Annotated in this window: 23 protein-coding genes and 1 pseudogene; 14 read left to right on the top strand and 10 right to left on the bottom strand. The window is 70.3% G+C overall.

Annotation, left to right across the window (positions count from 1 at the left end; translation table 11 throughout):
* Positions 1 to 163 precede the first annotated feature (163 nt).
* Genes ABT063_RS38340 through ABT063_RS38325 form a run of 4 tightly spaced genes read left to right on the top strand, consistent with a single transcriptional unit; the run spans position 164 to position 2,758 of the window.
* Complete coding sequence (locus ABT063_RS38340) at positions 164 to 445, top strand: hypothetical protein (protein ID WP_351065138.1); 282 nt, start codon at positions 164 to 166, stop codon at positions 443 to 445.
* Positions 446 to 453: 8 nt separating this feature from the next.
* Positions 454 to 837 (top strand): MMPL family transporter, encoded by a 384-nt coding sequence (locus tag ABT063_RS38335; protein WP_351065136.1) that lies wholly within the window; start codon positions 454 to 456, stop codon positions 835 to 837.
* A gap of 35 nt (positions 838 to 872) precedes the next feature.
* On the top strand, positions 873 to 2,096 hold the full coding sequence (locus tag ABT063_RS38330) for a sensor histidine kinase (protein ID WP_351065135.1): 1,224 nt from the start codon (positions 873 to 875) through the stop codon (positions 2,094 to 2,096).
* Positions 2,093 to 2,758 carry a response regulator transcription factor gene (locus tag ABT063_RS38325; RefSeq protein WP_351065133.1) on the top strand — a complete coding sequence of 222 codons (666 nt, stop codon included), beginning with the start codon at positions 2,093 to 2,095 and terminating at the stop codon, positions 2,756 to 2,758. The genes ABT063_RS38330 and ABT063_RS38325 overlap by 4 nt, the downstream gene beginning before the upstream one ends.
* Here ABT063_RS38325 and ABT063_RS38320 read toward each other — a convergent pair.
* Positions 2,719 to 3,003, bottom strand: a complete 285-nt coding sequence (locus ABT063_RS38320) for a DUF6332 family protein (protein WP_351065131.1) — start codon at positions 3,001 to 3,003, stop codon at positions 2,719 to 2,721. The genes ABT063_RS38325 and ABT063_RS38320 overlap by 40 nt on opposite strands.
* 74 nt (positions 3,004 to 3,077) lie before the next feature.
* The gene (locus ABT063_RS38315; RefSeq protein WP_351065130.1) at positions 3,078 to 4,571 is read right to left on the bottom strand and encodes an MFS transporter; all 1,494 of its coding nucleotides are present in this window, start codon (positions 4,569 to 4,571) and stop codon (positions 3,078 to 3,080) included.
* 86 nt (positions 4,572 to 4,657) lie between these two features.
* Between ABT063_RS38315 and ABT063_RS38310 the strand changes: the two genes are divergently transcribed.
* Complete coding sequence (locus ABT063_RS38310; protein ID WP_351065129.1) at positions 4,658 to 5,050, top strand: MarR family winged helix-turn-helix transcriptional regulator; 393 nt, start codon at positions 4,658 to 4,660, stop codon at positions 5,048 to 5,050.
* A gap of 7 nt (positions 5,051 to 5,057) precedes the next feature.
* Here ABT063_RS38310 and ABT063_RS38305 read toward each other — a convergent pair whose 3' ends face one another.
* Together ABT063_RS38305 and ABT063_RS52420 are read right to left on the bottom strand one after the other, a co-directional pair.
* Positions 5,058 to 5,798 (bottom strand): maleylpyruvate isomerase family mycothiol-dependent enzyme, encoded by a 741-nt coding sequence (locus ABT063_RS38305; RefSeq protein WP_351065127.1) that lies wholly within the window; start codon positions 5,796 to 5,798, stop codon positions 5,058 to 5,060.
* 160 nt (positions 5,799 to 5,958) lie between these two features.
* Complete coding sequence (locus tag ABT063_RS52420) at positions 5,959 to 6,624, bottom strand: Pycsar system effector family protein (protein ID WP_502990966.1); 666 nt, start codon at positions 6,622 to 6,624, stop codon at positions 5,959 to 5,961.
* A gap of 262 nt (positions 6,625 to 6,886) precedes the next feature.
* On the opposite strand from ABT063_RS52420, the gene ABT063_RS38300 reads away from it, so the two are divergent.
* The 3 genes from ABT063_RS38300 to ABT063_RS38290 all read left to right on the top strand — a co-directional run bounded on the left by ABT063_RS38300 (position 6,887) and on the right by ABT063_RS38290 (position 9,903).
* Positions 6,887 to 8,206, top strand: a complete 1,320-nt coding sequence (locus ABT063_RS38300; RefSeq protein ID WP_351065125.1) for a hypothetical protein — start codon at positions 6,887 to 6,889, stop codon at positions 8,204 to 8,206.
* A 487-nt stretch (positions 8,207 to 8,693) separates the two neighbouring features.
* Positions 8,694 to 9,545 (top strand): phosphotransferase enzyme family protein, encoded by an 852-nt coding sequence (locus ABT063_RS38295; protein WP_351065123.1) that lies wholly within the window; start codon positions 8,694 to 8,696, stop codon positions 9,543 to 9,545.
* Between the two features lie 73 nt (positions 9,546 to 9,618).
* Entirely contained in the window at positions 9,619 to 9,903 is a 285-nt protein-coding gene (locus ABT063_RS38290) for a hypothetical protein (protein ID WP_351065147.1), read from the top strand.
* On the opposite strand, the pseudogene ABT063_RS38285 reads toward ABT063_RS38290, so the two are convergent.
* Positions 9,899 to 10,249 (bottom strand): annotated as a pseudogene (locus tag ABT063_RS38285) (MFS transporter); the annotation flags it as partial. The gene ABT063_RS38290 and the pseudogene ABT063_RS38285 sit on opposite strands and share 5 nt — an antisense overlap.
* Before the next feature lie 486 nt (positions 10,250 to 10,735).
* Between ABT063_RS38285 and ABT063_RS38280 the strand changes: the two are divergent.
* Positions 10,736 to 10,933 (top strand): hypothetical protein, encoded by a 198-nt coding sequence (locus ABT063_RS38280; RefSeq protein WP_351065145.1) that lies wholly within the window; start codon positions 10,736 to 10,738, stop codon positions 10,931 to 10,933.
* 168 nt (positions 10,934 to 11,101) lie between these two features.
* Positions 11,102 to 12,580 carry a glutamate-cysteine ligase family protein gene (locus ABT063_RS38275; protein WP_351065121.1) on the top strand — a complete coding sequence of 493 codons (1,479 nt, stop codon included), beginning with the start codon at positions 11,102 to 11,104 and terminating at the stop codon, positions 12,578 to 12,580.
* 16 nt (positions 12,581 to 12,596) lie between these two features.
* On the opposite strand, the gene ABT063_RS38270 is transcribed toward ABT063_RS38275, so the two are convergent.
* The 3 genes from ABT063_RS38270 to ABT063_RS38260 form a co-directional block, all read right to left on the bottom strand.
* On the bottom strand, positions 12,597 to 13,703 hold the full coding sequence (locus tag ABT063_RS38270) for a Gfo/Idh/MocA family protein (RefSeq protein WP_351065119.1): 1,107 nt from the start codon (positions 13,701 to 13,703) through the stop codon (positions 12,597 to 12,599).
* Positions 13,673 to 14,383, bottom strand: coding sequence for a ThuA domain-containing protein (locus ABT063_RS38265; RefSeq protein WP_351065117.1), 711 nt, complete (start codon positions 14,381 to 14,383; stop codon positions 13,673 to 13,675). The genes ABT063_RS38270 and ABT063_RS38265 overlap by 31 nt, the downstream gene beginning before the upstream one ends.
* Before the next feature lie 146 nt (positions 14,384 to 14,529).
* The gene (locus ABT063_RS38260; RefSeq protein ID WP_351065115.1) at positions 14,530 to 16,437 is read right to left on the bottom strand and encodes a helix-turn-helix domain-containing protein; all 1,908 of its coding nucleotides are present in this window, start codon (positions 16,435 to 16,437) and stop codon (positions 14,530 to 14,532) included.
* Positions 16,438 to 16,587: 150 nt separating this feature from the next.
* Between ABT063_RS38260 and ABT063_RS38255 the strand changes: the two genes are divergently transcribed.
* From ABT063_RS38255 to ABT063_RS38240, 4 genes are read left to right on the top strand one after another with little or no spacing between them, the layout of a single operon-like run.
* Positions 16,588 to 18,345 carry an FAD-dependent oxidoreductase gene (locus ABT063_RS38255; RefSeq protein ID WP_351065113.1) on the top strand — a complete coding sequence of 586 codons (1,758 nt, stop codon included), beginning with the start codon at positions 16,588 to 16,590 and terminating at the stop codon, positions 18,343 to 18,345.
* Positions 18,346 to 18,363: 18 nt separating this feature from the next.
* Positions 18,364 to 19,233, top strand: a complete 870-nt coding sequence (locus tag ABT063_RS38250; protein ID WP_351065111.1) for an intradiol ring-cleavage dioxygenase — start codon at positions 18,364 to 18,366, stop codon at positions 19,231 to 19,233.
* Positions 19,230 to 20,300, top strand: coding sequence for a maleylacetate reductase (locus ABT063_RS38245; RefSeq protein ID WP_351065109.1), 1,071 nt, complete (start codon positions 19,230 to 19,232; stop codon positions 20,298 to 20,300). The genes ABT063_RS38250 and ABT063_RS38245 overlap by 4 nt, the downstream gene beginning before the upstream one ends.
* A gap of 26 nt (positions 20,301 to 20,326) precedes the next feature.
* Positions 20,327 to 21,238: a YceI family protein gene (locus tag ABT063_RS38240; RefSeq protein ID WP_351065108.1), complete on the top strand. Its 912-nt coding sequence runs from the start codon at positions 20,327 to 20,329 to the stop codon at positions 21,236 to 21,238.
* A 57-nt stretch (positions 21,239 to 21,295) separates the two neighbouring features.
* Here ABT063_RS38240 and ABT063_RS38235 read toward each other — a convergent pair whose 3' ends face one another.
* The gene (locus tag ABT063_RS38235; protein ID WP_351065106.1) at positions 21,296 to 22,303 is read right to left on the bottom strand and encodes a LacI family DNA-binding transcriptional regulator; all 1,008 of its coding nucleotides are present in this window, start codon (positions 22,301 to 22,303) and stop codon (positions 21,296 to 21,298) included.
* 90 nt (positions 22,304 to 22,393) lie between these two features.
* Positions 22,394 to 23,719, bottom strand: coding sequence for a glycoside hydrolase family 27 protein (locus ABT063_RS38230; protein ID WP_351065104.1), 1,326 nt, complete (start codon positions 23,717 to 23,719; stop codon positions 22,394 to 22,396).
* Positions 23,720 to 23,754: the final 35 nt, after the last annotated feature.

Raw genomic sequence — 23,754 nt, 5'->3', positions numbered from 1 at the left:
AGTTGCCTACGCGTCACGACCGACTTCCTACCGGATCCGCCTTCCATGCGGATCCGGGTCAGCAAGATTGATCACGACGTCACACAGGCCCTAGGGCACCTACCGGGACGGCCGCCACACCCGAGCCCCCGGCCAGGACCGGCTCACGGCACCCGACGGGCGGGTGCGCCTGGCCGTCGTACCGACACGACAGGCCACGTACGGCGATGTCCCCGCATTCGTCGAACGTATCCGGGACACCCCGGCCCCCGCCGCCGTCCTCGTCGGCGGCTACCCGGGCGAGACCACCGACTTCCGCGCCACGCACCTCGACCGGCTGCCGCTCGCCGTCGGGTTCGTGCTGGTGTCGACGTACGTCATCCTCTTCTCTTCCAGGACGGCCACCTGTCCGGACCCCTCGGCTTCACCCCCACCGGCTCGATCGAGCCGAGCATCCCCGTGCTGATGTTCTGCGTGGCGTACGGACTGTCCATGGACTACGAGGTCTTCCTGCTGGCCCGCATCAAGGAGGAGCACGAGCGGACCGGCGACACCGAGCGCGCGGTCGGCGAGGGCATCCGACGCAGCGCCCCGCTGATCACCGCCGCGGCCGGGATCCTCGCGCTGTCCTTCCTCTCGTACGCCACCGGCGGCGTCGTCTTCCTCAAGGAACTCGGCATCGGCACCGCGCTCACCATCCTGGTCGACGTCACCCTCATCCGGGTCGTCCTGCTCCCGGCGACGATGCGGCTCGCGGGGGCGCGCGATCTGGTGGGCGCCGCAGCGGCTGCGCCGACTGCGCGTCAAGGAGACCGACGTACTTCGCGGGGAGTACGTGTGATCACCGCGCTCGGCTGACGCCGCCGGGGGCCGCGGCGTCTAGCGTGGCTGACATGGACGAGCAGCGCGTACGCGGGGGCCCACCTCACTGGTGGCGGCACGGGCCGCGGTGGTGGAACCGCTGGGACGAGGGGCAGCGCCCTCGGTGGCCTTGGCGCTCCACCGCGCTCCTCACGGTCTTCGTGCTCGTCGGCTCGAACTACGCGGCCGAGCAGCAGGTCGATGAGAAGGCCGCCCTCGACCCCTTCGCGCGCATGCTGCTGCTTGTGGCGGGTGTGGTGCTGCTGTGGCGGCTGCGGTATCCGGTGCCGGCGGTGTTCGGCACGGCGGCGGCCGCCATGCTCTACCTGGGCGCCGGGTACCCGTATGGGCCGATCTTCCTGACCGTGGCCCTGAGCTGCTTCAGCGCCATCGTCGCGGGGCACCGCAGGGCGGCCTGGGCGGCGCTGGGGATGCTCTGGGCCGGGCACGTCCTGGTGGCCCACTGGCTGTACCGGTGGCTGCCGCCGTCCGGGGACGAGGCCGCCGCCTGGGGGCAGGAGGTCGTCGTCGCCACCTGGATGGTGGCGATTCTCGCGGTGTCGGAGCTGGCCCGCACCCGGCGCGAGCAGTGGGCCCGTGAGCGGGCCGAGCGGGCGCAGGCGGCGCGGCGGCGCGCCGACGAGGAGCGGCTGCGCATCGCCCGGGAGCTGCACGACGTCCTGGCGCACAGCATCTCGGTGATCAATGTGCAGGCCGGCGTCGGCCTCGCCCTCCTCGACACCGACCCCGAGCAGGCGCGATCCGCCCTGACCACCATCAAGGCCGCCAGCAAGGAGGCGCTGGGCGAGGTCCGCCAGGTCCTCGACACGCTGCGCACGCCCGGTGACGCGCCGCGCGCGCCGGCGCCCGGCCTGGACCGGCTGCCCGAACTCGTGGAGCAGGCGGCGGGCGCGGGCCTCACGGTCGAGGTGGAGGGGGAGCCGCCCCGCCTGGCTCCCGGGACGGATCTCGCGGCCTTCCGCATCGTCCAGGAGGCGCTCACCAATGTCGTACGGCATTCCGGTTCGCGGCACGCGCGCGTGCACCTCGATCACGGCGACGGGACGACGCTACGGCTCCGTATCGACGACGACGGACCCGCGACCGGCGCCGACGCGGGTGGCAGCGGCAACGGTCTGGCTGGAATGCGGGAGCGGGCCGCCGCGCTGGGTGGCACGATCGAGGCGGGCCCGCGTGCCGACGGAGGATTTCGGGTGCTCGCCGTGCTGCCGCTGAAGGTCAAGGAGGACCGGTGATCCGTGTACTGCTCGCAGACGACCAGTCACTGGTGCGAGCCGGCTTCCGGGCGCTGCTCGACGCGCAGCCGGACATCGAGGTGGCGGGGGAGGCCTCCGACGGCGAGGAGGCGCTGCGCAAGGTGCGTGAACTGCGTCCGGACGTCGTGCTGATGGACATCCGCATGCCGGTGCTGGACGGTCTGGCCGCGACACGCCGGATCACCGAGGACTCCAAGCTGGCGGACGTGAAGGTGGTCATGCTCACCACCTTCGAACTCGACGAGTACGTCTTCGAGGCGATCCGCTCGGGCGCCTCCGGATTCCTGGTCAAGGACACCGAGCCGGAGGAACTCCTGCGTGCCGTGCGGGCGGTGGTCGGGGGCGACGCGCTGCTCTCGCCCGGTGTGACCCGTCGCCTGATCTCCGAGTTCGCGGCCCGCTCCAAGGAGCCCGCGGCCGCCAACGCGCTGGCCGATCTCACCGAGCGGGAACGGGAGGTGATGGCCCTGGTCGGCATCGGCCTGTCCAACGAGGAGATCGCCCGCCGTCTGGTGGTCAGCCCGCTCACCGCGAAGACCCACGTCAGCCGCACGATGGTCAAGCTGGGCGCCCGCGACCGGGCGCAACTCGTCGTGCTGGCCTACGAGTCGGGGCTGGTCCGGCCGGGCTGGCTGGGCTGAGCCGTCCGCCGGAAACGGACCAGGACACTGACGACCCGGGCGAAGAAGAGGACGGGGGCGAGCACGAGACCCGTGCGGAGCAGCAACACCGCAACCGTGTCCGGCAGTTCGAAGAGGAGCGCCGGACCGGCGACCGCCCCGAACACGACCGCCGCCGCGAACAGCGCGCTGCACAGCGCGTATCCGATCTCCACGGTGATCGCGTCCCGCTCGGCCTGACCGCGCCGTCCCCCGTAACCCGTCATACCGGCAGTCTCACAGGCGTGCGCCCGGCGGAGCAAGCGGCTCCGCCGGGCGCACGGTAGAGGAGACGGTCCCCCTAGTCGCGTACGGGCACGCGCTCCGCCTCCGTCTCCTTCACAGTGGACTGGGCGACGACCACGGACTGCTGGGGAGGACGGCCGGTGCGCAGACCCGTGAGCGTGATCAGCAGACCGACCAGGGCTATGCCCGTCACCACGATCAGTCCGGGCCGGTAGCTGTCGAGGACGGCCTGCGGGGTGGCGTTCTCGGGGGCGCCCGCGGTCACCACCGCCGTCACGATCGCGAGGAAGATCGCGCCACCCACCTGCACCGAGGTGTTGAGCAGCCCGGAGACCATGCCCTGCTCGTGGTCGTCGACGCCGTTGGTGGCCTGGATGTTGAGCGACGGGAAGACCAGCGCGCAGGCCGCGCCGATGAGCAGCATCGACGGCAGGATCACGGCGGCGTACACGGGGTCGAGGTCGACCTGCAGGAACAGGGCGTATCCGATGACCATCAGCCCGAAGCCCACCGGGAGGAGCCGCTGGGTGCCGAACCGGTCGACGATCGAGCCCATCTTCGTCGCGGAGAGTGCCACCAGCGCGCCCGCGGGCAGGAAGGCGAGCGCGGTGTGCAGCGCCGACCAGCCGAGCAGCGACTGCATGTACAGGGTGACCAGGAACTGGAAGCTGACGTACGACCCGAAGAAGAGCATCGCGCCGAGCTGGGCGCGGATCTGGGTACCGGAGCGCAGCACGGCGAGCCGGACCAGCGGGCCCGGAGAGCGCCGCTCGATCAGTACGAACACCGTGAGCAGTGCGGCGACGGCGAGGAAGGACAGCAGCGTGCGGGCCGAAGCCCAGCCGACTTCGGGGGCCTGTACGACGGTGAAGACCAGCAGCAGCATCGAGGCGGTGCCGGTGACGGCGCCGGGGATGTCGTAGCCGTTGTGGTCCTTCTCGCGGGCGCTGCGCGGCAGCAGTTTCAGGCCCGCGACCAGGGCGATCAGGGCGATGGGCGCGGGCAGCAGCATGGTCAGGCGCCAACTGGCCTCGGTGAGCAGGCCGGACAGCACCAGACCCATCGAGAAGCCGGTGGCCGCGCAGGTGGTGTAGATGGAGAGTGCGCGGTTGCGCAGCGGGCCCTCCGGGAAGGTCGTGGTGATGATCGACAGGCCGGCGGGGGCGGTGAAGGCCGCGCTCAGGCCCTTGATGAAGCGGCTGGCGATCAGCAGCGGGCCGGAGTCGACGAGTCCGCCGAGCAGCGAGGCGACGGCGAAGACTCCCAGAGCGATCAGGAAGACCTGACGTCGGCCCAGCAGGTCGGCGGTGCGTCCGCCGAGCAGCAACAGGCCGCCGTAGCCCAGGATGTAGCCGCTGACGATCCATTGCAGGGTCGAGGTGGACAGGCCGAGGTCGGCGCCGATGGACGGCAGGGCGACGCCGACCATCGACACGTCCAGCGCGTCCAGGAACATCGCGGCGCACAGCACCAGCAGGGTGCCCCACAGCCGGGGCGTCCAGCGAACCGCCGGGGACGGGGCCGCGGGGGTGGTGAGCGGAGAGGTCATGCCGCAGACACTACATGCGCGCGCATCTGATGCAAGCGCATTTAATTCCGGTGCAACAAAACCGTTTCTCTGCTACGGTGCGCCTCATGGCGGCGAAGAAGGCCGAGCAGACGCTCGTCGATCAGTGGCGGGAGATCCTGGCGCTGCACGCGCGCACCCAGTGCGAACTCGATCGCGCACTGCACCAACACGGCCTGTGCGCCAGCGACTTCGAGGTGCTCGACGTCCTTTCCGAACAACGGCCGGACGGCGTGTGTTCCTACCGCGTCCAGGAGATCTCCGAGCGCGTCCACCTCAGCCAGAGCGCGCTGTCGCGGCTGATCGCCCGGCTGGAGAAGGACGGACTCGTCGAACGCGGCATGTGCGCGGAGGACCGACGGGGCGTCCGGGTCGCGCTCACGGCGAAGGGCCGCGCGCTGCACGGTGACGTACTGCCGGTGCAGCGCGCGGTGTTGACGAGGACGCTCCCCTCGAGCTGAGCCTGACTCAGCTCCAGGTCACGGCGGACTTCTCGCGCCACAGCCCGGCCACCGAGGCGTCCCCGGTCATGCTCGGGAACGGCAGCCGGTTCCACAGCGACAGATACACCCGCGCGGCAGGCCCGGCCACCTCGCAGTCCGCGTCCGTGGCGTCTTCGCGCTCGGTCACCGGCGGCTCCTGCGACAGTCGTACGGTCCACACCGCGCCGTCCGTGTCCGTCGCCCGCACCCGCAGTACCCGTGGCTTCTCGCTGCGCACCCTGCTCTTGGGGCGGGCGTGGAAGCCGCACAGCAGCTCGTCGATGCCGTCGGCGGCGAAGTCGCCGCTGATCTCGCTGGGCCGGCCGCCCCTCGCCGACTCCGCGTCGAACCGGTGCACGGCCGTCTCATGCGCCTGCCGCCGGGCCCAGAACGCCAGCGGTGACGGCGCGGGCAGAAAGTGCCAGCACCGCACGTCGGGCGAGGCCGAGCGCAGGGTCTGGACGAGCTGCCCGTGCCCCTCCCGGAACCAGGCGAGCAACTCGGCGCCGTCGAGGTCGGGCAGGCCCGCGTCCGGGTGGTAGGAGGTGTGCCCCTCGGCGACGAACGCCGCGGCCCACCGGTGCACCATCCCCGTGTGCCGCAACAGGTCCCGCACCTGCCACCCCGGGCAGGTCGGCACCTTGGCCCCGGTCCCGGCCTCCTCGGCGGCCGCGGCCAGCGACCGGCCCTCCCTGTCCAGGATCGATACGTACTCGGCAGTGTCCATGGGGGGAGTGTGCCGGATGGAGTGCGTTCCAGGGGAAGCGAGTTGCGGGCCGCTGTGATGTGCGTCACGGCACTTTCGCCGATCAGTGAGCTCATTGGGGGAACATGCACCGACCGTATGCGTGATGCGCACCGCACATTTCCGTCCCCGCGGGGGATTTCTACGTAACAGACCGGGCTATAGACGCCCAGCCGCACGGCGTCGAGGCGCGTTTCCCCGCTCGTTCCACGGGCGGTTCACCGCCCCCTGCGGAGTGGGCCCTTCTCGCAGTCGCGGTCGTCGGCATCTCGCTGGCCGCACCGCTCGCGACGGTCGCGGCGGCACCCGCGCCGGCCATCGCGTTCTGGCGCAACGCCGTGGCCGGCGTCATCGTCCTCCCCCGGGTGCTCGCCCGGCGGGGCAGCGACCGAGCACGCCGGCGGCCAGGGCAGTCCGACCTGCTGTACTGCGTGCTCGCCGGGGTGTTCCTGGCGGCGAACGCCGACACGACCTCCTCAGGTCCAGCCTGCTCCGCAACAGGATCTACGAACATCCGGAGCTCGCCGCCGCGTGGTACTACCGGTCGGATCGCAGCCAGGGCCACGACGAGCGCCGCGCCGAGGAGGACCCCGGCGCACGCCAACACAGTCACCGGCAGCCAACCAGACCTCAACACGCTCGACAGGGCAGCGGCATCCACGGCCAGCAGACCGCCAGCCACGCCACATAACGTCGTCGCCTTGGTGTCAGCCCGCTGCACTTCCACGAACATCTCCGCTGTCGCATCCCCAAGCTGCCCACAACCCGGGCAGTCGGCCGGAGTGAAACCTCCACGAGTGTCAGGCACATCGGGCTCCTACGGGTCTTCGGTTCTGCGCCGCCGTGTTCTTGCTTCTCACCGTGTGGAACCACATCAACTCCAGGGCCAACTGCAGGGCATCACACGTGCCGACCCGTCACGGTCCCGTCGCACCTGCTGCAGACCGCCTACGGGCGGGTCGTCCGCAGTATGCGATCAATTTCTTCTGGCCCAGGTCGAGTTGGGCATGGGCCCGATGACGGGGCCCCGACGGGACCGCGTGCCACCCGTTCGACGTACCGTGACCCGCATGGTGGCGATCCTGCGGTGTACTCCTGATGAAGAGAAGTTCCTTGCCGACTTTCGACGGCCGAGCCAGTTCGAGGCGGGGTGGGAGTCGGTGGGGGAACGCGAAGCCTGGAAGAGTAGCCACGTTGTCTTGGTCGTGACCGGACAGGCGAGAGGCCGGCCGCTCGTCGAGTACGTCGGGCATGCCAAGAGTGGACGACGAGCGGGGACACTCCGCAAGACAATCGAGGTGACGCAGCTTCATCACATCGTGCCTCCGGTTCCCATGGAGAGGCTGTCCGACCTCGTCCATCCTCGGCATCGAAATGCCGCCGAGCTGTCTGGCACGCTGCCGAAGCGTGCCGGGGAAGAGCTGTTGGACGCGCTCACCACCTGTCGCGCCGATTTGGCCGGTGTCATCGCTCGGCTGCAGGAACAGACAGGTGGCTTCCGCATCCTCAACCGGGTGCGGGAACTGTTCGTGGACGAGCGGGACGCCACAGGGCTGGCGTTTCAACTTGGCGGCTTCGACAGGAGCATCATCGCTCAGGCACGATTTCCAGAAGAGAATGAGGACCGAGTGCCGGTCCTGGCCACTCTGCCGGGTCACCCGGCGCATGAGGACCACCTCGTTTTCCACGACGCGCAACGGTTCTCGGACTGGATCGGCAGCGACGCGGAGCACCTCGCGAAGCGCGTGTTCCGCAAGGGCGACCAGAAACTCTTCATTGCCAATGTCAACCGCCTGCCCGCCGAGGACACGCTGGGGATCGACCTGATCTACCACCATGTGAACCGGGACAGCTTCATTCTCGTGCAGTACAAGAAGATGCAGCAGATGGGGGCGGGCCGCAGCGAGTGGGGGTACCGCCCGGACGCGGACCTGGATGACCAGCTGAAGCGTATGAGACAGGTCGAGGAAGTCTGTTCACGGCTCGATCAGGATCCGCCCCTCGACTACCGTCTTTTCGCTCAGCCTTGCTGGATCAAATTCTGCAAGGCCGAGCAGACCGCACCGAGGGGAGACGCTCTGATCGGCGGCATGTACCTCGCACGCGAGCACGTAGAGTGGCTTCGCGGCCAGCCCGACCTTGCCGCGGGTCCGAGAGGGGGCGAGCTGTTCGGATATCACACAGTGCCCCGCTACTTCGACAACACGACTTTCACCCAACTCGTGCAGGACGGCTGGATCGGCACCCGCGGCAGGGCGAGCGAGATCATCCGGGACCAGATCGAAGCCAGCCTCGACGGTTCTCGTTCCCTCGTCTTCGCCGCCCTCATCGGCGACGAAATGACGCAGGCTGAACGAACCAGAGAGCGTAGAGCTGGCTCAGCAAGCTGACCTTGTACGCGTCCCCCATCGTGCCGCCCTCGCCGGCCACTGCGAACGTGAAACGGGGTACGGTGCAGTACGTCCAGGTCGGTCGCAAACGATGTCATCCAGCCGCGCCAAAGAGCCGGCAGCATCGGGTCGTCAGGCTGAGGCACACCTTCGCGCCCCAGGTCCTTTCACTCGCCATTCCCCTGCGGCCTCCAGGCCCCGGCCACCGCGAGAACGTACCCATGCTGGGTCCTGTGTGGAGAGCTCCACATTCAGCTGCAGTTCTAAGCGCTTCGGATTCTTCGTCAAACTCTTCTACAGACGGCGTCCTGCCTGTCTTTTGCGTTGTTTGACGGTTGTCGGGCTGAGCAGTCGAAGGGGCAGATCGCCGATTCCGTCGCGCCCTGCCCGCCGCGCCATCGCGGCTCTCTACGCCAACTTGGTATGGTGCGCAGGTTCACCGCTTGGAGAGTTATGGCAGCGCTCGGGGGAGAGGGGCCAGGCGACGATGCAGACGTCAGAGGTCCCGCGTGCGGTGGCCGCGGCCATGTCGACCGCCTCATCACTTGGCCTGACAGTCAACGACGTGATCGTTCTTCATGACTCGAACAAGCTCACTCTGCGTCTGCTGCCTTGTGACGTCCTGGCCCGGGTGGCACCTGTAGCGCATCAGGTCGCACAGTTCGAAGTCGAGCTTGCTCAGCGGCTCGCCGAATCCGGGTGCCCTGTGGCTGCTCTCGAGCCTCGAGTGGAGCCACGCGTCTATGAGCGTGATGGCTTCGCGGTCACGCTGTGGACCTACTACGAACCCGTGACACCTCGAGAGGTCTCACCAGCCGACTACGCCGATGCGCTCGAGCGGCTGCACGCCGGCATGCGCAAGCTCGATGTCCCGACGCCGCACTTCACGGATCGAGTCGAGCAGGCTCAACGACTCGTGGCGAACCGCGACCACACTCCGGCGCTCGCCGACGCGGACCGGGAGCTGCTCGGCGACACGTTACGAAGCCTGAGACGAGTGATCGGCGAGCGCGGCGGCGCCGAGCAGCTGCTGCACGGCGAGCCGCACCCGGGCAACGTGCTCACCACGAAGAACGGGTTGCTGTTCATAGACCTTGAGACGTGTTGCCGTGGGCCCGTCGAATTCGACCTCGCCCATGCCCCTGAAGAAGTCAGCGAGCACTATCCGGGTGTCAATCAAGACTTGCTGCGCGAGTGCCGGGTCCTCGTGCTGGCGATGATCACAACGTGGCGCTGGGATCGAGGCGACCAACTCCCAAACGGGCGCCAGCTGGGCACAGAGTGGCTCAGCCAGATCCGAGCAGCACTCGATCGCAACGGCCTGGACACCCATGGCTGATCGCGGACCTTCGAGGCCGTAGCCGGCCGGCTGTTGATGTCGGGGGCCACCCTGATCCTGGCCTTGGCCGGTCGTGGGCGAGATCCAGTCCCGCTGGCGGTTCTCCGCTGCTCCTTTCGCCTTTGCGGGATGGTCCGAACGAGGTCGCCGCTGCCGCAATCAGGGCGGCAGTCACAGCTCCCATGAGTCACAGGAGCGCAGCACTCATGCCACCACCGTGGCCAATCGGCCCAAGTCGAAGGCCTTGCAGCGGGCGGTGGTGTCGATGTTCGGCACCGTTGAGGCGCGCCTGGTCGCTCATGACGCGACGGTGCCCTGTGAGGGAGCCTGCAAAGTCTTTGTGTTTGATGGTTGTTGAGCCCACCGTAGGCGGCGCCGAAGAGCAGCAGGACGGCGCCGAGTGCCAGCGCCGAGTGGGTGAGGGGTGGGAGGGCGACGCTGACGGAAAGGAGGACGCCGCAGATGACGGTCATGGGGTGGCTGCCGTAGCGGCGGCGGAGACGGCCGGTGAGCATCATCGGGATGACCGCGTCGGCGGAGACACCGAGGAGGGCCAGGCCGAGGGCGCTGGCCGAAGCGCCGGTCCGCTGTTTGATCGCGGGGATGCGGACGACCCAGTCCGCGAAGATGAAGCCGTCGAGGGCGAAGAAGACGGTCAGGACTGTGCGCAGCCGGGTGAGGCCATGGCTGTTGTTGCCAGGCACGGCGCTGTACGTCGAGGCTTTGTTTGTTCGGCGGGGTGAGGCGAGCATGGACGAACTGGATTCGGTGTTGGTGCGGATGCTCCAGGAGGATGGTCGGCGCACCAACCGGGACACGTCAGGCCCACAAGCGGCGCAACACCGTCGAGCGGTGCATCAACCGCCTGAAGCAGTGGCGCGGCCTCGCCACCCGCTACGAGAAGCGCTGCCGCACGGCGCGCATGACGCGGTGGTGTTCCGTGCCATGCGCCGTTGCGTGGCTGACTCGGCGATCAACGGTCGTCGTGAGGTGCGGCGGGCGCGGGGCACGGGTGATCCGGCGGCGCGGGATGGTCAGTGCCGCCACTGACCCGGCCGGCGACGGAGCGCCGCCGGTCGCGATCGCCGCGGTGAACCCATCGGTGAAGGCGGCCGGTTCCGCGTAGCTCCCGGCCCTGCCGAACACCAGGGCCGGCACGGCGACACCGAACGCCCCGTCCAACGACCGCGTTGAGGACGGCGGTCTGGGCGCCGGGCATCGCCGTGGACGTAGTCACCGACCCCGACTCGATAGCCGTCTTCCCGAAGATCACCTCCGAACAGGTCACCGGCTTCGCCCTGTCGGAAAGCCGCACCGTCCTCACCGGCGGAGTCGGAGGCATGATCCGCCTTGCCCGGACCAATCCGCGGAACATTCCGCGCCCGTGAGCTCTTCACCCTGCGTCGTACCGACGGGAACGCTCTGTGAGCAGGAAGTCGGTGCACCGTCTGATCGCGCGGGATTCCGGTACCGCGGCTGCGCTGACTGTCCGGGTTCCGCCCGAGGTGCGACGCTGGGAGGAAGAGGTATCTGCCGAGGGGACTCGGGAGGGCACGATGGGACGTGACGTGCCGGCCCTGGTGTTCACGCGGGAGGACCGCCGTCGGTACCGGGAGAAGATGCACACCTGCCTCGATGTGCTTGCGCAGATGTTGCGCGAGTCGGGTTTCGAGAGCGAGCGTCCGCAGGTCGGGCTGGAGATCGAGCTCAACCTGGTGGACGTCGACGGGCTCCCGGCGATGCGGAACACCGAGGTTCTCCAGGCGATCGCCGACCCCGCGTGGTCGAGCGAGCTGGGCCGCTTCAACCTGGAGATCAACATCCCGCCCCGCCGGCTGACCGCCGGTGGCCCCGGTGCCTGGGAGCAGGAGATCCGTGACGCGCTCAATCACGCCGAGGAGCGCGCCTCGGCCGTGGGCGCCCATCTGATCATGATCGGTATTCTGCCGACCCTGGCCGAGGCGGACGTGGGCGAGTCCGCCCTGTCCGGTGATCCGCGCTATCGGCTGCTCAACGAGCAGATCTTCGCGGCGCGTGGTGAGGACCTGCGGATCAAGGTGGACGGCGTGGAGCGCCTGTCGATGTACGCCGACGCCATCACCCCCGAGGCCGCCTGCACCAGCACCCAGTTCCATCTGCAGGTCGATCCGAAGCAGTTCGCGGACTACTGGAACGCGGCCCAGGCCATCGCGGGTGTGCAGATCGCCCTCGCGGCGAACTCGCCCTTCCTCTTCGGCAGGGAGTTGTGGCGCGAGACCCGCATCCCCCTGTTCGAGCAGGCCACCGACACCCGCCCCCAGGAGATCAAGGCCCAGGGAGTACGCCCTCGGGTGTGGTTCGGCGAGCGGTGGATCACCAGCGTCTTCGACCTCTTCGAGGAGAACGTGCGCTACTTCCCGGCGCTGCTGCCGCTGTGCGACGACGAGGACCCGCAGGAGGCGCTCGACCGCGGCGGCGTTCCGCAACTGGGGGAACTGACGCTGCACAACGGCACGATCTACCGGTGGAACCGCCCCGTTTATGCCGTCGCCGGCGGCCTGCCGCATCTGCGCATCGAGAACCGGGTCCTGCCCGCCGGGCCCACTGTGGCCGACATCCTCGCCAACGGCGCCTTCTACTACGGTCTGACCCGTGCCCTGGTGGACGAGGACCGGCCGGTGTGGACCCGGATGTCCTTCTCGGTGGCCGAGGAGAACCTGCACACCGCGGCCCGCGACGGCATCGACGCCCGCCTGTACTGGCCCGGCACGGGCGAAGTGCCGGTCACAGAGCTGGTGTTGCGGCGGCTGCTGCCTCTGGCCCACCGGGGCCTGGAGCTGTCCGGCATGGACGTGGCATGGCGCGAGCCCCTGCTGGGCGTCATCGAGCAGCGCTGTGTCACCGCCCGCAACGGAGCCCTGTGGCAGGCGGAGATGGTCCACCACCTGGAGAAGGCCGTCACCTCCGACCGCCGGGAGGCGCTGCGGCAGATGACCACGACGTACATGGACTACATGCACATGAACGCGCCCGCGCACACGTGGCCCGTGGACTGACCAGTGGAGCGTCCTCCTACTCGCCCCCTCGCCACTCCTCGGCGGCCGTCAGCGGAACGGGAACGGGCGGTGCCGTCGACGTCGTCAGTTCGATGCGTCGCCCCTCGGCCGACGAGCGGAGGAGGGCGCTCATCGCCTCCAGCACGTGCAGGGCGAGATCGCCGTTCGCGCGAGGCGCCCGCTGTCCGTCGGCGGCGATGAAGTCGAGCAGGCCGATGCCCCGTGCGGCGCCGACGTAGCCCGCCGACGGCGGGAGCGTGCGCCAATGTGTGTCGCCGAGTTCGCACAGCCGCACTTCGCCGTCGAAGCGGTTCGGATCCGGAACCGTGAGCGTCCCCGTCTCGCCGTGGACCTCGATCGGCGCCGCCGTCGTGGCCACGCCGTCGAAGCTCGTCGTGATGGTCGTCAGGGCCCCGTCCACGTGCTCGAGCACACCGGAGACATGACTGTCCACCTCGACCGGTATCCGCTCACCCGCGCGCGGGCCGGAACCGATGACACGCTCGGTCCGCAGTCGGCTGGACGCCCCGATCACGGCACGCACCGGACCCAGCAGGTGGACCAACGACGCGAGGTAGTACGGCCCCATGTCCAGCAGGGGGCCACCCCCGGCGGTGTAGTAGAAGTCGGGGTGGGGGTGCCAGCGTTCGTGTCCCGGAGTGACCAGCACGGCCGAGGCGAACAGGGGGCGTCCGATGCTCCCCGCCTCCACAGCCGCCCGCGCAGTCTGGATTCCCGTGCCCAGGACGGTGTCCGGCGCGCACCCCACACCGACCGCTGCCTGAGCGGCGGCCTCCATGACGGCGTGGGCGTCGGAGAGGCCGGCGGCCAGCGGCTTCTCTCCGTAGACGTTCTTGCCGTGGCCGATGGCGCCGAGGGCGATCTCGGCGTGGGCCGCGGGGACGGTGAGGTTCAGCACCGTGTCCACGTCCGGGCTGCTCAGCAACTCCTCGACGGTCAGCGCCTCGACGCCGGGCAGTTCGGCGGCGACCGCGGCCGACCGGGAGGCGTCGAGGTCGGCGACCGCGGTGACGCGCACGGCGGGATGGCCGAGGAGCGTGTCCAGGTACGCGCGGGAGATGACTCCGAGGCCTACGACGCCGATGCGGTGCGCGTCGCCCACAGCATGCCCCTTTCGATGATCGTGCGGACGTTGGGGTTCTCGAGCACGTCGAGGCTGTGCCCCGGCGTCGTCACCACGACGCGACCCGCGCCCCACCGACGGGTCCAGACCGCGGGCGAGCCGACCGGCCGGTGCCAGGGCTGCCACGGCCTGGCGGGGTGGGTGGTGGTGGCCAGGACGTCGATCAGGTCGTCGTGGAGCACCCAGTACTGCTCGGTGTACAGCTCGAAGTCCTCGATGCCCGCGGTGATGGGGTGCTCGCGGCCGAGCTCGGTGATGTTGACGGCGTGCGGCAGGTAGTTGTCCTCCGCCTCCCCCCGACGCTCACACGGCTCCTTGCCCGGGTGGGTCGCGAACTGGCCTCCCACCAGGTGGAGATAGTCGGAGGAGGCGCGGAACGAGTCGGCGATGCCGCCGTGCCAGCCGGTGAAGCCGGTGCCGGCCACGACCGCCGCGCTCAGTCCCGACAGCTGCTCGGCGGTGATCTCCGACATCGTGACGCACTGCACGACGAGGTCGGTGCCGGCCATCTCGGCGGCGTCGGCGTAGACGTCGGTCGACTCCTCGATCCGGACGGCGTATCCGCTGCTTCGAAGGAAGGGCAGGAACAGTTCCGTGGCCTGGATCGGCTGGTGTCCCTCCCATCCGCCTCGGACCACCAGGGCCTTCTTCCGCGTCATCTGGTTCCTTCATGGGGCCGTCGCCCCGGTCTGGTCGGAGGTGTTCAGCTCGCCTTGGCGGTGGGCAGCACCACGGATCACAGGATGCGCCAGTCGCCCGCGCTCAGGAAAGGTCTGCCGACCTGACGAAAGTTTCGTGAACGGGTTCAGCCCCGATAGCCCCGCAGCTTCCGGTACAGCGTGGCGCGGGCGATGCCCAGGGCCGCCGCCGTGCGGGCCTTGTTGCCGCCGTGGAGGTGGAGGGTCTCCAGGATGGCGGCGCGCTCGGCTTGTTCCATCGGGCTGAGCGGCCGGGTCGCGGGGCCCTCACGTACGGGGTCCGGCAGCTCGGTGCGCCGGACGGGACCGGTCGCGCGACGACGTTCGGCCAAAGCCCGGACCAGGTGGGCGAGTTCGGTGATGTTGCCGGGCCATGGATGCTGCTCCAGAGCCCGCAACGCGTCCAGTGTCCAGGTGAGCGGGGGCCGCCCGGGTGCGGGTCTGGGAGTCAGGGCCGTGAGCAACTCCCTGATGTCATCGGGCCGTTCGCGCAGCGCGGGGAGAGTGACCGAGCGTGCCGCCAGGGTGTCCAGGAGCCGTTGGAGGCACGGGCCGGGCGGTGCTCCGGGGGTGTAGGTGGCCAGCAGGGGTACTCCTGGATGCGAGGCGAGCAGCGAGTTGAGGGTCGCTGTGTCGGGTGACGCGAGACGCTCGACATGGCGGATGAGGATTGGGTGACCATTCACCAACTCGTCGACCCAGGTGCGGAGTTCACTTTCCGCCGCGTCGATGATCAACGGGTTCGCGACCAGTTCCCGTGCGAGCGAGGCCTTCCCGGTGCCGCGCTCGCCCACGAGGAGCAGGGGCTCGGGGGACCGGGTCAACTCCACCGCGCGGGCGACCGCATGGCGCCAGGGCACCGATCGCCCGGCCAGTCCCTCGACGGGCCGCGCTGCCGGCGTCACGGTCGTACGAACCACCGGTTCCAGCAGGGCGACCGCGCCGACGACCGAGCCCAGGTGGGGTACCGGGGTGAGGGTCGCGGTGCACCCCGTGCCGTCCGGGAGCCGGACGCGGTACGAGGCCGAGGGCGCCGGGCCGGTCGCCACTTCGGGCCCGTCGGCGGGACCGGATGTCGGATGCGGGTTCGCCGCAGGGGCTTCGGCAGTGCCCGATGCCGAGTCCGGCTCTGCTCCGAGACGTGCGGCAGGATCCGGTGCCGAGCCGCTTCCGGGCCCGGTAGCCGTACCCGAGGCCGCCTCGGACTCCGATGGCGGCCCGTCGCCCGAGGCCCGCAGCAGGGCGACCGCGCCCCGCTCCAGCGCCTCCAGCCCCTCCGGTGACAGCAGCTCTGCCGCGGCCTCGCTGACGAGCCGGTTGCGACCGTCGAGGGCGACGACCGCGCGACCCCGTTCCCCCGCGGCCCGCAGGTACGCGTCCAGCAGCACCCGTTCCGCCGCCCGCGACCGCGCGAGGAGTTCCGCCTCGACGGCGATCGCCGCGGCCTCGGCGAGCGGGGCGCCCGGATGCGGCCCGCACCCGGCGCAGAGTCCGGAGGTCACCGTCACCGTGCCCAGCAGCTGTCCGGTCTCCGGCGCCCGCACCGGCACGCTGACCGCGGAGACGTCCTGCCACAGGTCGAGGAAGTGCTCGGGGCCGTGCACCTCGGCGCGGCGGCCCGTCCGCAGCGCGAGGGCCGCGCTGTTGTGGCCGACCAGTTGCTCGGAGAGGTCCAGGCGCCGGAGGTCGTCCGGCGCGAATCCGGTCACCCACAGGACCCGCGGCCGTTCGTCGGTGAGGACGAGCGCCGACTGCCCGGTGCCGAGAGCCGGGGCGATCCGCTCGAGCACGGGCCGGGCCGCGGTCAGCAGGGGGGACGCGGGAGGTCGTACGGAATGCTCCGGCGCCGGGTCCTTCACGTCGTGCCGTACGCCGAAGAACCGCGCACGCTTCCAGGCGGCGACGACTTCTTCCGGTACCCCGTCGGGCAGTTGCCGCCCAAGGAGGAACAGCTCACGGGCCCTGCGCAGCGAAGCGAGGGCGGGGCGGACGGAGGGGCGCTCTGCGGTGGTCACGACATCGCTCAGCCTACCGGGAGCGGTTGAATACACAACAACCTGTGACGAGTCCGGTGCACTGTCTCGTATTGAGACACCCGACTTCCCGCGTCTCCCTACATGATCTTGAACAGTCGACGCCTGTCCTCATTCCCTGGAGCGTTTCCCGTGCACACCGTCGAGCCCGATGTCGTCACCGACGTACTCATCGTCGGCAGTGGCCCCGCCGGCGCCTCCGCCGCGCTCGCCCTGAGCACCTACGGCGTGCCGAACATCGTCGTCACCCGCTACGCGAGCCTCGCCGACACGCCCCGGGCCCACATCACCAACCAGCGCACCATGGAAGTCCTGCGCGACCTCGGCGTCGAACAGGAGGTCGTCGCGAAGGCCACGCCGCAGCACCTGATGGGCAACACGACCTTCTGCACCAGCCTCGCCGGCGAGGAGCTCGGCCGGGTCCGCTCCTGGGGCAACGACCCGCTCGTGCAGGCCGCGCACGAGCTCGCCAGCCCCACCCGCATGTGCGACATGCCCCAGCACCTCATGGAGCCCGTGCTCGTCGACGCGGCGGTCGCGCGCGGCACGCAGCTGCGCTTCAGCACGGTCTACAAGTCCTTCGTCCAGGACGCCTTCGGTGTGACGGTCACCGTCGAGGACCGGCTGCGCGGCGACGAATACACCATCCGCGCCAAGTACCTCATCGGCGCCGACGGCGGCCGCTCGCAGGTCGCCGAGGACGCCGGACTGCCGATGGGCGGCCAGATGGGGGTGGCCGGCAGCATCAACATCGTCTTCGAAGCGGACCTGTCGAAGTACACCGCCCACCGGCCGTCCACCCTGTACTGGGTGCTCGCCCCGGGCGCCACCGTCGGCGGCATCGGCGCCGGCCTGGTGCGCTGCGTGAGGCCCTGGAACGAGTGGCTGATCGTCTGGGGGTACGACGTCACCGCCGGCGCCCCCGACCTGACCACCGAGTACGCCGAGTCCGTCATCCGCCAACTGGTCGGCGACGACGAGATCCCGGTGACCGTCAAGTCGTCCTCGGCCTGGACCGTCAACGAGATGTACGCGCAGACGTACTCGAGCGGCCGGGTCTTCTGCGCCGGAGACGCCACGCACCGCCACCCGCCGTCCAACGGCCTCGGCTCCAACACCTCCATCCAGGACACCTACAACCTGGCCTGGAAACTCAAGCTCGTCCTCGACGGCACCGCGTCCCCGAAGCTGCTGGACACCTACACCGCCGAACGCGCCCCGATCGGCCGGCAGATCGTCACCCGCGCCAACAAGTCCATCGGCGAGACCGCCCCCGTCTTCGAGGCGCTCGACGGGCTCTCCCCGCAGACCCCCGAACAGCTGTGGGCCAACATCGCCGCCCGCAAGGACGACACCGAGGCGGCTCAGAAGCAGCGTGCGAAGCTGCGCGAGGCAATCGCGTTCAAGGTGTACGAGTTCAACGCGCACGGCGTCGACCTCAACCAGCGCTACGCCTCCGCCGCGATCGTCCCCGACGGCACCCCCGACCCCGGTTTCGACCGCGACCCGGAGCTGTACCACCAACCATCCTCCCGCCCCGGCGCCAAGCTCCCGCACGCCTGGATCACCTCGGGCACCCGCACCCTGTCCACGCTCGACACCGTCGGCCGGGGCCGCTTCACCCTGCTCACCGGCATCGGCGGCGCGGGCTGGCTGCGGGCGGCCGCGGCCCAGGACCTGGGGATCGCCACCGTCGTCATCGGACCCGGCCAGGAGTACGAGGACCCGTACGGGGACTGGGCGCGGCTCAGCGAGGTGGCCGACGGGGGAGCACTCCTCGTACGGCCGGACGGTTACGTCGCTTTCCGGCACGCGACGGCGGCCGCCTCCGACGAGGACGCCGAACGCATGCTGACCGATGCGGTGCGGCGGATCCTCGGGCACGCCTGACCGGAAGGATCCCCGGACATGACCAGCGAATTCACCACCCACCTCACCGAGGCCGTCGTCGACAGCCTCAAGGGCACGCCCGACCCCCGGCTGCGTGAACTGCTCGCCGCCCTCACCCGCCACCTGCACGCCTTCGTCCGCGAGACCGAGCCGACCATGGCGGAGTGGGAGAAGGCCGTCGACTTCCTGACGGCGACCGGGCAGACCTGCACGGACACCCGGCAGGAGTTCGTCCTCCTGTCGGACGTGCTCGGCGTCTCGATGCTCGTCGAGACGATCAACAGCGACGGCCGCGGCGGCGTGACCGAGTCGACGGTTCTCGGCCCCTTCCACATGACCGAGTCCCCGGTCCGTGAACTCGGCGCCGACATCGACCTGGTCGGCGGCGGCGAGCCGTGCGTGGTCAGCGGGCGCGTGCTGTCCCGGGACGGCACCGCGCTGCCCGGCGCGGTCCTCGACGTCTGGCAGGCGAACGCCGAGGGCTACTACGACGTGCAGCAGCCGGAGGTCCAGCCACCGGGCAACGGGCGCGGACTGTTCACGGCGGACGACGAGGGCCGCTTCTGGTTCCGCACCTGCGTACCGAGCCCGTACCCGATCCCCACGGACGGCCCCGTCGGGGACCTCCTCAGGGCGACCGCCCGGCACCCCTACCGCCCGGCCCACATCCACTTCATCGCCTCGGCCGAAGGGCATCCGCCGGTGACCACGCACATCTTCGTGGCGGGCAGCGACCACCTCGACTCGGATGCCGTGTTCGCCGTCAAGGAAAGCCTCGTCCAGGACTTCACCGAGACCGACGACCCGTCCCCGGCACGGGAGTTCGGCGTCCCGAACCCGTTCCGGCACGCGCACTTCGACCTCGTACTCAACCCGGCACGGTCATGAAGGAGTTCGCCTACGAGGCCCGGCCCATGCGGGTCGTCCTGCGGCCCGGCGCCTCGGTCACCGCGACCCCGGACGAGGCCGAACGGCTCGGGCTGCGGCGGCTGTTGGTGGTCAGCGGGCCACGGGGCGCCCGGACGGCCCGGGCCGTCGCGGAAGCGCTGGGCGACGCCTGCGCCGGGCTGCACGCCGAGGCCCGGATGCACGTGCCCGCGGAGGCCGCCGACCGTGCCGTCGAGGCGGCGCGCGCCGCGGACGCCGACGGCTGCGTGGCCGTCGGCGGCGGCTCCGCGATCGGCCTCGGCAAGGTGATCGCGCTGCGCACCGGTCTGCCGCTGGTCGCCGTGCCGTCGACATACGCCGGCTCCGAGATGACGCCCGTCTGGGGCCTGACCGAACACGGCGCCAAGCGCACCGGCCGCGACCCGTCGGTCCTGCCGCGCAGCGTCGTCTACGACCCCGAACTCACCCTGTCGCTCCCGGTGGCCCTGTCCGTGACCAGCGGCATCAACGCGGTGGCGCACGCGGCCGAGGCCCTGTACGCGCCGGACGCCTCACCGCTGGTGTCGCTGATGGCCGAGGAGGGCGCACGGGCCATGGCGGGCGCCCTGCCCGGCGTGGCGGCCGATCCCGGGGACCTGGACGCCCGCGGCCGTGCCCTCTACGGAGCCTGGCTCTGCGGTGCCGCGTTCGGTGCGACCACCATGGGCCTGCACCACAAGCTGTGCCACGTCCTCGGGGGCACCTTCGGCCTGCCGCACGCCGAGACCCACACAGTGGTCCTGCCGTACGTCCTCGCGTACAACGCGCCCGCCGCGCCCGAGGCCATGACGGCGCTCGGCCGAGCCCTGGACACCGACGACGCCCCGCACGCCCTCCGGGAGCTGTCCGGCCGCCTCGGCGCACCCCGCTGCCTGGCAGAACTCGGCCTCGTCGAAGCCGACTTGACGGTCGCGGCACGCGAGGTGACCGGGCAGGCGTACCCCAACCCGCGGCCGATCAGCAGGGCGGGCGTACTGGACGTACTGAGAGCGGCGTACGCGGGCGACCGGCCCCGAACGACATCCTGACCGACGAAAACCGAAAGGTGAACACCATGCCCCTCGGACTGCTCCGGCGGCGACTGAAGAACGCCTCCGGGGGCGCTGCGGGCCTCGCGCTCCCGGTGCCGGCCGGCGCGGGTGTCGTCGTCCGTGAGGTCCTGGACCCGGTGAACCAGCCCCTGGGCGCCGCCGATGTGACGGTGACGGAACTCCGCGGCCACCAGGTCTCGGCACGCGGCACCACGGACCCGTACGGCCTGTTCATGGCCGTCCTGCCGCCGGGCAGCTACAGCCTGCTGATCCTGGCGGAGGGGCTGGAACCGCACCGCGAGACCGTCGAGGTCGTCGCCGATGCCGGCGTGTCCTCGCAGCGCGTCTGGCTCCAGCCGGCCCGGCAGGCCGAACTCCCGGTCCCCGGCACCTGGCTCTTCGACCCGCCGCACACGGCGATCCGCTTCATCGCCAAGCATGTCGGCATGGCCCATGTGCACGGCCGTTTCGAGCGTTTCGAGGGTGGTATCCAGGTCATGCGGGACGTGTCCGATTCCCGCGTCCACGTGCGCATCGACGCATCCAGCATCAACACGGGCAACAACACCCGGGACACGCACCTGCGTTCCGCCGACTTCCTCGACGTCGACAACTTTCCGTACATCGACTTCCGAAGCACCCGCTTCGCCTACCGGGGCGGCAGCAAGTGGTCGCTGCTGGGCACCCTGACCATGCACGGTGTGAGCCGGTCGGTGTCGTTGGCCACGACGTATCTGGGCATGGTCAACGGCGGCTACGGCGAGGAGTTGCGCTGCGCCGCCCTGGCCAAGGCGGAGCTGCACCGCGAGGACTACACGCTCAACTGGCGCTCGATGCTGGCGCGCGGCATCGCGGTGGTCGGTCCGACGGTCCAGCTGGAGCTGGACGTCCAGGCGATGTACCGCACGCACGACACGCCGACGCCGCCGGAGTAGGGGCGGCCCACTCACGCTCGCTCCGTTCCGTCCGGCTTTCGGAGTACGCCGCCGGGCTCAGCCACCCGTCGACTCCCGGATCACGACGGAGAAGTCACCGACGAACTCCTCCCGGTCCGAGCCGGGCTCGGTCTGCTCGATCCGCCTGGCCAGCAGGTCGACCGCCCGCCGTGCCATCACGTCGTGGTCCGGATCGATGGTGGACAGTGAGGGGACGAGGAACTCGCTCTCCTCGACGTTGTCGAAGCCGATCACCTTGACCTGCTCCGGCACCGGTACGCCGGCGTCGGCCAGGCCGCGCAGCACGCCCATGGCCACGGTGTCGGTCACGCAGAACACGCCGTCGAAGTCGAGGCCGCTCTCCACCATCTCCCGGGCGCGCCGGGCACCCGCGCGCATGGTGAGCGTCTCCACGCTCTGCACGAGGGCGGGGTCCACGGGCAGGTCGGCGTTCCGCAGCGCCTGGCGGTAGCCCGTGAAGCGGAGGCTGGAGACGTCGATCTCCTCGCCGACCGGTCCGCGCACGATCGCAATGCGTCGGCAGCCTCGCTCGACCAGGTGGCGGGTGGCCGCCTGGGACGCGTCCACATTGGGCATGGCGACGTGGTCCACGGGACCGCCGAAGATCCGCTCGCCGAGGATGACCACCGGGTAGTCCACCTTGAGCCGCTCGACGTCGGCCGGCCCCATGCCGACGGTGCTGAGGATGAGCCCGTCGTAGAGCCGGTTGCGCGACAGGGACAGCGCGTCCAGCTCGTTCTCCCGCGAGGCGCCGGTCCGCTCGATGCACACCCGGAGGCTGTACCGCTCGGCCGCGGCGATGATGGCGACGGCCAGCCGGCCGTAGTAGGGGCTGTTCACCTCGGGGACGGCGAGACCGATGGTGCCGGTTCGGCCCTTGCGCAGATTGCGGGCCGCCACGTTGACCCGGTAGTCGAGCCGGGCCATCGCTTCGAGGACCTTCTCCCGCGTCGCCTTGCGCACGTTGGGATGGTCATTGATGACGTTCGAGACCGTCATCGCCGAGACTCCCGCGGCCTTCGCCACGTCCTGGATCGTTGCCACGTTCGCCCCTGTTCTGTGGTCCCAGGGCCCACCCGACCCCATTACACCTCAGCCCTGCCCCGCGGGCGCGGGACAGGGTTCCGCCCCCGGTCAGCCGGTGGTGTCGGGCGGTGTGAGGCGGTAGAGGGCCGCGCCGTGGGCGGGGAGGTCGGCGCGCAGGCCGTGGCCGTCGTGCGGGGTGTCGGTGCGGGTCCACAGTTCCCGGACGCGGTCGTCGGGCCGGGCGCCGAGGGAGCCGAGCGGGACGGTGACCTGCTTGGGGCTGTCGGCCAGGGAGAACACGGCGGCGTAGCGGGTACGGCCGTCGGTGTCGCGGGCGGTCCACAGGACGAGGTCCTTCTCGCGGAGGACCTCGCGGTTGTCCCTGCTGTGCCACAGGACGTCGAGCACTTCGTCGTTGGTGAGCAGCTCGATCGTCTCCGTCGGGCTGGTGGGCAGGTCGCCGCCCATCATGAGAGGCGAGCGGGAGATCAGCCACAGCGTCAGCAGGCTGATCTGCTCGGGGCGGGTGAGGGCGCTGAGGCGGTCGTCGCCCCGCTCGGCCCGGATGCCGACGCGGCCCAGAGGCAGCATGTCGGCGTCCGCCCAGCCGCCCGCGGCGGAGCCGCCTGTCGACGCTGTGCCCTGCCATGGGGCCCACCGGGCCATGCGGGCGAACTGGGCCTCCACATCCTCCCACCGGTCCCACAGATCGTCGCAGACGCGCCACATGGTCGCGGTCTCCCGCAGGTGGTCCAGGTGCGCGAGGGAGACGTCGGTGCCGGGGGAGAGGCTCAGCTCGATGGGCCGGCCGCTGCGGGCGATGGCGCGGGCATAGGCGGAGATCTCCCGCTCGTGGTACGGGAAGAGCATGTCGTCGGCCTTGACGAAGTCGACGCCCCACCGGGCGAATTGGGCGACCTGTGCGTCGTAGTACGCCTGGGCGCCCGGATGATCGTGGTTCAGGCCGTAGTTGTCGGTGTTCCAGGGGCATACGGAGCCGGTGTCGGCGATCTCGTCGGCGGTGAAGTCGGTGCCCGCCACGGGCAGCCGGGCGGCCACGGCGCGGCGCGGGATGCCACGCATGATGTGCAGGCCGAAACGCAGACCGAGTCGATGCACGCGGTCGGCCAGCGGTCCGAACCCCGCGCCGCCCGCCGCCGAGGGAAACCGGTTCGGCGCGGGCATCTGGCGGCCGTGGCCGTCGAGGACCAGCGGGGCGTCCGGGTTGTAGCCGTGGGTGCGGGCCGTGGGCTCGTACCACTGGATGTCCACGACCACGGTGTCCCAGCCGTGCCCGAGCATGTGGTCCCGCATGAACGTCGCGTTGGCGAGGACCTCTTCCTCGGTGACGGTGGTGCCGTAGCAGTCCCAGCTGTTCCAGCCCATCGGCGGACGCAGGTGTCGTTCGGGGATCGGTCGTGCGGATCGGGTCATGGGCAGGGCGTGCCATTCCGGTCGGTGGGCGGTGA

The organism is Streptomyces sp. NPDC002838 (assembly GCF_040295365.1).
Lineage (GTDB): Bacteria > Actinomycetota > Actinomycetes > Streptomycetales > Streptomycetaceae > Streptomyces.
This window is presented reverse-complemented; position numbering and strand designations above follow the sequence as displayed.